This is a genomic window from Cobetia sp. SIMBA_158, assembly GCF_046566945.1.
GTDB lineage: Bacteria > Pseudomonadota > Gammaproteobacteria > Pseudomonadales > Halomonadaceae > Cobetia > Cobetia amphilecti.
The window spans coordinates 1-264 of record NZ_JAWJYL010000514.1 but is presented as its reverse complement, the minus strand read 5'-3'; the positions used below and the strand labels follow the sequence as shown (position 1 = coordinate 264).

1 protein-coding gene is annotated in these 264 nt (G+C 62.5%); it reads left to right on the top strand.

Annotated features, from left to right (window positions below):
- Nucleotides 1-264: RNA 3'-terminal phosphate cyclase (locus R2R70_RS20895; protein ID WP_410979034.1), on the top strand; the 264-nt coding region annotated here is incomplete at both ends.

Below are 264 nucleotides of genomic sequence, written 5' to 3'. Positions count from 1 at the left end.
CGGTGGAAGGTGCGGAGCTGAGATCGCAGCGTCTGCTCTTCCGGCCTGGCACCGTGCGGGGCGGCGATTACCGCTTTGCTATCGGTAGCGCCGGAAGTTGTACGCTGGTGCTGCAAACTGTGCTGCCCGCGCTGTGGTTTGCCGATGGACCTTCGCGTGTTGAAGTGAGCGGCGGTACCGATAACCCGTCGGCGCCACCTGCGGATTTTATCCGCCGGGTGCTGGAGCCGCTGCTGGCGAAAATGGGAATTCATCAGCAAACCA